We start from the raw sequence: 4709 nt of genomic DNA, 5'->3' as shown, positions 1-4709 counted from the left end.
GCCGAGGGCGGCCGGGTGGCCGCCGCCGTCAAGCGCCGCCTCAGCGGCGGCTGAGCCCGGCGGTCTGCACCGCTGGGCTCCGCTCCTTCGGCTCGGGGCCGGTCGCTCGCTATTTCGGCTTCTTCGGGCCGGGCTTGGTCTTCTTCGTGCTGGGCTTGGTCGTCGTCGGTGCCGGTGTGGAGGTCGGCGACGGGGCTGGTGTCGAGGTCGGCGACGGTGCCGGAGTGGAGGTCGGCGACGGTGCCGGCGGGGGCGGGGGAGCGGGGACGTACCCGGTCGACGGGTAGACCCAGACCGTGTCACCCTCGGTCATCTTGGTGCCTGCCGTGGGGTCCATCTCCGCGACGGTGCCCTGCGGGTAGTCGGAGTAGACGTCATGGCCCTCGCGGCCGTTGAAACCGGCGTTCTTCAGCGTCTTCAGCGCCTCGTCCAGCGGCATGCCGGTCACGCTGGGGACGGTGATCTGCTTGCCGTGCACCATCGTCGGGCTGGGCTTCTCGAACTTCTTGATCGGCTCGCCCTGGAGGGCGGCGTCCATGATCGCCTTCCACGTGGGTGCGGCGATGGTGGAGCCGAACAGCCAGCCCTCGTGGAACTTGCCGGCGAGGGTGAAGTCCTTGACCTTCTCGTTGTTGGTCTTCGGCGTGCCGACCCAGACCGAGGTGGCCAGCTGCGGGGTGAACCCGGTGAACCAGCTCTCGTTGCCGCCGTCCGTGGTCCCGGTCTTGCCGGCCGCCGGGCGCTTGTCGGCCAGCTTGTTGCCACGCGCGGTCCCGTTGTCGTCGAGGACGTGGGTGAAGATCGAGGTGACGCCGTTGGCCACGTCCGGCTCGAGGACCTGCTTGCACCTGTCGCCCGGGATCGGCAGCTTCTTGCCGTCCGGGGTCGTGATGGACAGGACGGGGGTGGGGGTGCAGTACTTCCCGTGCGCAGCGATGGTCGCGAAGGCCGAGGCGACCGACATGGGGGATGACCCACTGGTGCCAAGCGTGATCGAGGCCGGTCCGGGGTCGACCGGCTCGCCGTTGCCCTGGTGCAGGCCCATCCTGGTCATCGTCCGCTGGATCTTGCAGGTGCCCAGCTTGGACACCAGCTCGGCGAACGCGGTGTTGAGCGACTCCGCTGTCATCTTGGTCAGCGAGATCCGGCCGGTGAAGGTGCCGATGTCGTTGGCGACCTCCCAGTCGGTCACCATGCCGCCGCCGCACTTGTTCTTCGGGAAGTCCTGCGGGGTGAAGACTGCGGCGCGGCCCGCGGTCGGAGGCCGCACATAGATCGTGGAGTCGATCGGCATTCCCGACTCGAGCGCCGTCGTGATGGTGAACAGCTTGGCGGTGGACCCGATCTGGAAGCCGCCGGAGGAGCCGTAGCGCTCGTCGATGGCGTAGTTGACGGTCGTGTTGGCATCGCCGGGCTGCAGGGAGTACTTGGTGTTCTGGGCGATCGCCAGGACGTGGCCGGTCCCCGGCTGGATCATGGCGGCCGCCGCGCCCAGCTTGAGCTTGTTGTGCATCGGGACCGCCTTGAGCAGCTCCCGACGGGCGATCTTCTCGATCTTCGGGTCCAAGGTCGTCTTGATCGTCAGGCCACCGCGGTTGAGCAGGCGGTCGCGCTCCTCGACCGTCTTGCCCAGCGCTGGCTGCTGCTTGAGCCAGGCTATGACGTAGGAGCAGAAGTAGGGGTGTGGCGAGGCGGCGCAGTTGCTCTTCCGGTTGGTGACGTGCAACTGGAGCTTGCTGGTCTTGGCCTGCTTCCACGCCTTGGTGCTGATCATGTGCTGCTGGTGCATCTTGGCCAATACCACGTTGCGGCGCTTGACCGCCGCCTCCGGGTAGTGGATCGGGTCCGTGACACCCGGTTGGTTCACGACGCCGGCCAGCAGAGCGGCCTGGGGCAGGCTGAGCTGGCTCGCGTGGATGCCGAAGTAGTGTCGGGCGGCCGCCTCCACGCCATACGCCTGGTCGCCGTAGTAGACGAGGTTGAGGTAACCCTCGAGGATCTGGTCCTTCGTCATCTTCTTCTCGAGGGTGACGGCGTACTTCAGCTCCTGGACCTTGCGGGCGATGCCTGCCCAGCCGTGCCGTGCCGTGGCCTCCTGGGCAGCCTGCTCGTTGCCCGAGGCCAAGGCGTTCTCCTGCAGCGAGACCTTGACGAACTGCTGGGTCAGCGTCGAAGCGCCCTGGGTCGTGGGGTTGACGGCGTTGAACGCCAGCGCGCGGGCCACGCCCCGCAGGTCGATGCCGCCGTGCTCATAGAAGCGGGAGTCCTCGATGGCCACCTGCGCCTTGCGCATGACCGGGGCGATCTCCTTCAACGGGACGACGGTGCGGTCCTCGTCGGCCGGGGTCGCGATCAGCGAACCGTCGGCGGCGTAGATCTTGGACTGTTGGGCGAGCGGGTTGGCCGAGAAGTTGCCGGGCAGGCCGTCGAACAGTCCCACTCCCTCGCGGGTGGCGGCTCCGGTGGCACCCACAGCCGGGATGACCAGCCCGGCGCCGAGCAGGCCGATGACGACGGCCGTCGCGAGGAACGCCCCGAGCAGGCTCAGGACGTTGGCAAGTTTGGTGGCTTGACGCTGCATGGTGGCCAGAGTAACCCGCGCAGGCCCGCGAACCCGACTCCGCGAGGCGCCGTGGCGGGTGGTCCTGCGGGCCCGAACTGTGGTGTGCGGCGGGACCTGCGATCACCCCGGCCGGCAGTGACTAGTCATTTGTGACTACCCGGAAACGGTCCTGCGGGGTCATGGTGCCTTACGACACCACTCCATAGCCTTCAACGGATGAGATTTTACCTATTGCAGAAGGTCTCTTGACTAAGTGCAGGCTTGGTCTTGGTAAAGACAGGGGAAGACAGTGACAGCGATCGCGAATCGACGGCCCGGAAGTTCCTCGGACGAGCCCGCGGCCTGGGTCGAGGAGTGGGCGCCTCTGGCGGCATGCCGGACCTCGGAGCCGGACGCCCTGTTCGTCCGCGGCGCGGCCCAGCAGGTGGCCAAGCAGGTCTGCATCGGGTGCCCGGTCATCGCGGAGTGCCTGGCCGACGCGCTCGACAACCGCACCGAGTTCGGGGTCTGGGGCGGGATGACCGAGCGTGAGCGGCGCGCCCTGCTCAAGCGGCGGCCGGACGTCAAGTCGTGGAAGGCGCTCTTCCAGATGGACCGGGCGCGGCACCGCCCGACCGCCTCCTAACCCCCCTGCTCGTTGAGAGCTCCCATGCTCGTTGCTGGGAGAGCGCGTCACAGGTGACGCCCTCTCCCAGCAACAAGCAGCGGGGGTCTGGGCCTCAGCCGTCGGCGAGGGCCACGCCGATCTCGCGCAGCGCGGTCAGGTCGTGGATGTCCTCCGCGGCCGCCGGCACCGCCACCACCGGCGTCTCCGGGTAGGCCGCGGTGAACGCACGGGCGCGGGCCTCGTGTCGGGCGGCCGTCTCGGCGAGGTCGGCGTGCAGCCGCAGGATGGCGGCGGTGACCGATCCGTCGGGCAGCGTCTCCGCCGCCGCCATCGCCCGCCCGGCACTCAGCCCGTTCGCCCGGGTCCGCTGCACCCGGTTGATGACGAGCCCGGCCAGCGGCATGTCGTCCCGGTCGAGCCGGTCGACGAAGAACGCCGCCTCGCGCAGGGCGTCGCGCTCCGGCGTCGCGACCACCAGGAACCGCGTGCCCTGCTGCTGCAGCAGGGCATAGGTCTGGTCGGCCCGCTCCCGGAACCCACCGAACATCGTGTCGAGCGCGGCCACGAAGGTCTGGACGTCGCGCAGCAACCGGGCGCCCAGCACCTTGCTCAGCGTGTTGCTCACGACGTTGACCCCCGCGCTGAAGACCTTGAGGTAGGCGCGGCTGCCCGCCCTGGCCGGAGCGGCGAGGATCCGGATGAACCGGCCGTCGAGGAACGACCCCAGGCGGCTCGGCGCGTCGAGGAAGTCCAGCGCGGAGCGCGAGGGCGGGGTGTCCACGACGATGAGGTCCCACCGCGGCGAGTCGCCTCCCGCGCTGAGCTGGGCGTGCAACTGCCCGAGCTTCTCCATCGCCATGTATTCCTGCGTGCCCGCGAACGAGCTGGAGACCGCCTGGTAGAAGGGATTGGCGAGGATCTGCTCCGCCTTCTCCGGCGTGGCGTGGGCCTGCACCACCTCGTCGAAGGTGCGCTTCATGTCGAGCATCATCGCGTCGAGCGACCCGCCGGCGGACAGGTCGAGACCGGCGACATGCCGAGGGGTGTTGTCGAGCTCCTCGAGCCCGAGGGCCTGCGCGAGCCGGCGGGCGGGATCGATGGTGAGCACCACCACCTGCCGGCCCGCCTCTGCCGCGCGGACCGCAAGGGCAGCGGCCGTCGTGGTCTTGCCCACGCCCCCGGACCCGCAGCAGACCACGATCCGGACCTCTCGGTCCTCCAGCAGGGCGTCCGCGTCCAGGGCCGGCGCATCGGCGACACCGCGCGCGCCGCCACGTGCCTGGTTGGCGGCCATCACGCCATACCCTGCTCGGTGAGCAACCGGGCCAGCACCCGCACACCGCCCGCGTCGACGCCCTCGGGCATCAGGGGCAGCCGGTAGAGCGTGCGGCCGAGCCCTTCGAGGCGTTCGGCCTGCGCCTGCTCGAGCGCGATCCGGGCGGCGTGCTCCGCGGTCTCCTCGAGCAGCCCGCGCAGCAACGCAGGCCGGGCCTTCACGCCGGCCGCGGCCAGGTCGTCCGCCACCGCGTCGCTGTCCAG

Annotated in this window: 3 protein-coding genes and 1 pseudogene; 1 reads left to right on the top strand and 3 read right to left on the bottom strand. The window is 69.7% G+C overall.

From position 1 onward, the window contains the following. Window positions 1–109: 109 nt before the first annotated feature. A complete protein-coding gene (locus FRW57_RS17385; protein ID WP_137120365.1) occupies window positions 110–2581 on the bottom strand; it encodes a penicillin-binding protein in 2472 nt (823 codons plus the stop codon). A gap of 280 nt (window positions 2582–2861) precedes the next feature. Here FRW57_RS17385 and FRW57_RS17380 point away from each other — a divergent pair, with 280 nt between their 5' ends. Next, on the top strand, window positions 2862–3188 hold the full coding sequence (locus FRW57_RS17380) for a WhiB family transcriptional regulator (RefSeq protein WP_152186587.1): 327 nt from the start codon (window positions 2862–2864) through the stop codon (window positions 3186–3188). Between the two features lie 94 nt (window positions 3189–3282). Here the strand turns inward: FRW57_RS17380 and bagB are convergent, their stop codons facing one another. Continuing rightward, window positions 3283–4464, bottom strand: a complete 1182-nt coding sequence (gene bagB, locus FRW57_RS17375) for an ArsA family ATPase (RefSeq protein ID WP_152186586.1) — start codon at window positions 4462–4464, stop codon at window positions 3283–3285. Further along, window positions 4464–4709, bottom strand: a pseudogene (locus FRW57_RS23405) (ATPase); the annotation flags it as partial. The pseudogene FRW57_RS23405 and the gene bagB, both read right to left, overlap by 1 nt.

The sequence above is a fragment of the Segeticoccus rhizosphaerae genome (genome assembly GCF_009192725.1).
GTDB classification, from domain to species: domain Bacteria; phylum Actinomycetota; class Actinomycetes; order Actinomycetales; family Dermatophilaceae; genus Segeticoccus; species Segeticoccus rhizosphaerae.
Note: the sequence above shows the minus strand (reverse complement) of the source record. Positions and strands in the feature narration are given on the sequence as shown.

Coding starts and splice junctions, on each gene's coding strand:
- FRW57_RS17385 (WP_137120365.1), bottom strand. CDS start 2,581: ATGCAGCGTCAAGCCACCAAACTTGCCAACGTCCTGAGCCTGCTCGGG.
- bagB (WP_152186586.1), bottom strand. CDS start 4,464: ATGGCCGCCAACCAGGCACGTGGCGGCGCGCGCGGTGTCGCCGATGCG.